3 protein-coding genes are annotated in these 3,668 nt (G+C 47.4%); all 3 read left to right on the top strand.

Annotated features, from left to right (window positions below; translation table 11 throughout):
* Positions 1-1,249: hypothetical protein (locus Q0294_RS08500; protein ID WP_299463331.1), on the top strand; the 1,249-nt coding region annotated here is incomplete at its 5' end.
* Positions 1,250-1,450: 201 nt separating this feature from the next.
* Positions 1,451-1,870: a hypothetical protein gene (locus tag Q0294_RS08495; protein WP_299463328.1), complete on the top strand. Its 420-nt coding sequence runs from the start codon at positions 1,451-1,453 to the stop codon at positions 1,868-1,870.
* A gap of 624 nt (positions 1,871-2,494) precedes the next feature.
* Positions 2,495-3,067, top strand: a complete 573-nt coding sequence (locus Q0294_RS08490) for a hypothetical protein (RefSeq protein WP_299463325.1) — start codon at positions 2,495-2,497, stop codon at positions 3,065-3,067.
* Positions 3,068-3,668 lie beyond the last annotated feature (601 nt).

Raw genomic sequence — 3,668 nt, 5'->3', positions numbered from 1 at the left:
CCTGCTGTGCCTGATCGGTTTGACGGCGACGCACACGGTGGTCGGGGAGGAACCGTCGCGGGATGCGGAGGTGGCTGCCAATATCAATCGCGCCTGGGAAATGGCGTGGAGCCGCTTTTATCTGCCGCAGACGAATCTGTTTTATGATTATCTCAGCAGTTATGAGCCGGGCAAAGAGCTGGCCCATCTGCCGACCGCGGCGGAAGTCAAGCGGCAGTTTCCCAATCCCTGTGGTTACGGGACCGGAATGGAAGATGGCATGATTCTAGGCGGGGCGATGCTGAGTACGATTGTCGACATGTATGATGTCACCGGGAATAAAAAACTCAAAGACGACATTTCCCAGGTCTTCCGTGGCGTCAAACGCTGCGCGACCGTGCATGGCGTGCCCGGTTTTATTGCCCGCGGTGTCTGTCCTGAAGATGGCAAAAGTGTCTACATCAATTCGTCCCGCGATCAGTACACCCACTGCGTGCATGGTCTCTGGCGGTATTATCACAGTCCGCTCTGTGATGAAGCAACCCAAGCCGAGATCCGGGAAATTCTCGCCGCAATCGCCGACCGGATGCTTGCCAATGTAACCGCCGAAAACAATTACTGCTCACTCCGCGCCGATGGCAAACGGTGTCCGCTGGGCATCAGTCGCATGTGGAACGTACAGCCCCACGAAGCGGCCCGCTTGCCAATGATCTACGCGGCTGCCTGGGACGTGACGGGAGAAGACCGTTTCCGAACAGCGTATCGGCACTACCTGATCCCCGCGATTAAACAGTCACAAGAGATGAAGGACACCGATCCGCACGCCGCTTATGTTTACGTGCAGGTGCAATGTTCGTTCGAGGTGCTGCATCAACTGGAACAGGATCCCGACGTCAAAACACAACTGCAGGCGTTAATGCAACAGACGTCAAAACGAGCCGTCGCGAAGTTGAGTCACGCCCGGAACGCGCTGTTCAAAGCCGATCGAACCATGACCGGTCCCGACTGGCGGCTGGCGGAAAAGTGGATCGGGCAGGGGGCGTATCGTAATCCGCAGTGGGGCGCGTATCGGCATGTGTGGCACGTGATCCGCGAGACGGGAGAGCTTTCTCTGGTCCCTTTGATGGTGGACGGGGCAGTGATTTCCGAGACAGAGAAAGCAAACCTGCAGGCCATCATTCTCAAAATGGATTACGAACAGTGTTCCAGTTGCGGGCTCATTTACCATCTGGCAGCATACTGGAAAGCGAAAAAACAAGGGATTTTCTAAACGAAACGGTGAAGGTCTTCAATCTTGCCGCGATCACAAAAGAAATGATCACAAAAGAATTGAGACAATTTTCGTGACAGAACGGATCTCATTCTCTACCATGCAGGTTCGTCCACGTTTTTAATCTCAAGAAATGCCATTGCAGCGAGGCGTGCTTTGAAGAAATCGTCATTCAAATTGTATCTGCTGGTGTTCTGCTCGGTGTCTTGTTACCTGCTGCTGATGAAAGCCGCCGTCTATCATAAGCACGGTCCCTCTCAGATGGTAACACCACTCGAAGCGACCGTGGCGCACATCCCCCTGGGGATCACTGCGAAAGAGGCCGATACTCTGATCGGAACCGCCCCCGACCGCGTGACCCAATCATACGGGGTCCTGATGTACCCGACGTTGATGCTTGGTTTCCCCAACGCACTGGCCACGAAGTATGGCGTTCCGCAAGTCTACTCACTGCGCACCTGGAAACGTGGCGGCATCAACGCCACAGTCGCCATCGACCGGACGGGAAAAGTCGCCGGCCGCTGGACGTGGTCTGACAGCAGACCGCGCACGCAGTCAAAGTTCAGCATCGATAACGTACTCAAACGCGCGAGCAAGTTATTACGCCTGCTTGTGGTTTGATCCGGTTAAAAAAGTGTCCTATTTTTAGAGACACTTTTTTCTGTCCTTTTCTCTTGAATAATCTGAAATAAACATGAAATGGTTTCAATTTAGAAAAAATAGATTACCCCTATTTATTCTGATTCCCATAACCACGATATTCATTACTGTATTTGTTTTACAGATTATCTTTAATCCAACTTCGATGACGTTTTCGACTTTTAGTGAATTGTCACGCTATAGGAATCTAGGTCCACGATTTGAAAATTTACAATGTAATGGTCCTATTAGACTCTCAAGAGACAATCCATTTTCTAATGATTTCAAAGTTTCTGGAAAGTTCAACGACACAAATTATTACTTAATATGGAGATTTGGAATTGAAAATTTGAATGATGCAATCGAATTTGTGGAATTGGCGCAACCTGGTTTGATCATCAAAAAAACGGATAAATTATATTGGACTGATAGTTTCGACTACGAGTCATACAGTTATAAGTTTAGCTTAATGAAAAATGGCGAATTTTATGCCGATATTAGATCTCTCAGAAAATAAACAGACAGAAAAGAAGTCACAGGTCCAACAGTGCTCGTATCCAAGATACTAGGAACCTTTTTAACTACTGATTGTAGAGGTAACGAAGAATGAGCAATGACGACTTACGGAAACAATTTTCAGAAGGTGCTCAAGCGTGGCTCCGTGAGAATCATGAATCAAATCTGCCTGATACCGTTGGACAAGAGATGATTGAAGAATTGGAAGCTTGGGTGTCTTCTGGTGATATCGAAGTCGAAAGATGCAACGAGGCCTACTTTTCGTTGATCGAAGATAAATACCCGATATCGGTCCACCGGATTGATTGGTCAAAGGTTAGCAAACATCGGGAGATGCTTTTTCGGTTCTCATTTACTGAGCCAATCCACAGTGATGTTCTACGAGAGCGGCTTGCAGACTTTCGAGGTACGCTGTCCTTGTGGCTTAAGGGTCTTGGCGTGTTACCAGATGATGTGGTCGTTTTTGTCGGCGATGGAACTGAAATTGCCACAAAAATGACAGTCAGAGTGTTCTTAGACTGCTTCCCAATCATCCTTGAACAGCCACAACATGGCTACCTGCTACCGGTAGATGGCAGGTGGTGCCTGAACTACACGATGGAATCCGAGTTGTTTCTAGGTGAATCTTCAAATGCTTCTGCTACGGGGTGGATTGAGCAGTAACCGGGCAGATCAAAAGGGGACTGGTCTGCTCTGTAGGACAGAAAAAAGTGTCCGGAACCATAAATTTAAAATACCTGACACCTTTATCTGTCCATTTCCTCTGAACCTGTGAAATTACTTAACCTCGTTCCATGCCAGCACAGCTAAACCAAGAATCAGAATCGCGACGAGAATTTGTCCCAGTCGGTCTTTACGAGAAAAATTATTTTCCGGCTTCTCGTAAATGCTTCTGAATAAAAGAAAATTCCCTACGCCCCGCGTGAAGATTAAATAGAGCGAGATAACGACGCCAAAAATTAGAGCAAATTTACCCATCATGATTTTGAGCTTAACTATAAAGAATTACCGTCGTATACGAACAAGAACGTTTTTTTATACAGCAGAGCCTCCTTAAGCACAAATATTTGGGATTTCCTATTAGGATTGAGCTGAAACCGTTCTAAGCCTGTTTCACTGCTTATTATAACATTACGTCTTACCTGCAAAACAGGTTCAACAGTGTTCGTATCCAAGATACCAGGAACCTTTTCCTGTCCATTCCCGGGAAAAGAACCTGAATATTAGGGGATATTTCATGGAAATAAAATTATGCCCTTATTGT

Origin of the sequence: uncultured Gimesia sp., assembly GCF_937919775.1 — a bacterium.
GTDB lineage: Bacteria > Planctomycetota > Planctomycetia > Planctomycetales > Planctomycetaceae > Gimesia.
The sequence above is the reverse complement of the archived record's forward strand: the minus strand, read 5'-3'. Positions and strand labels throughout refer to the sequence as shown.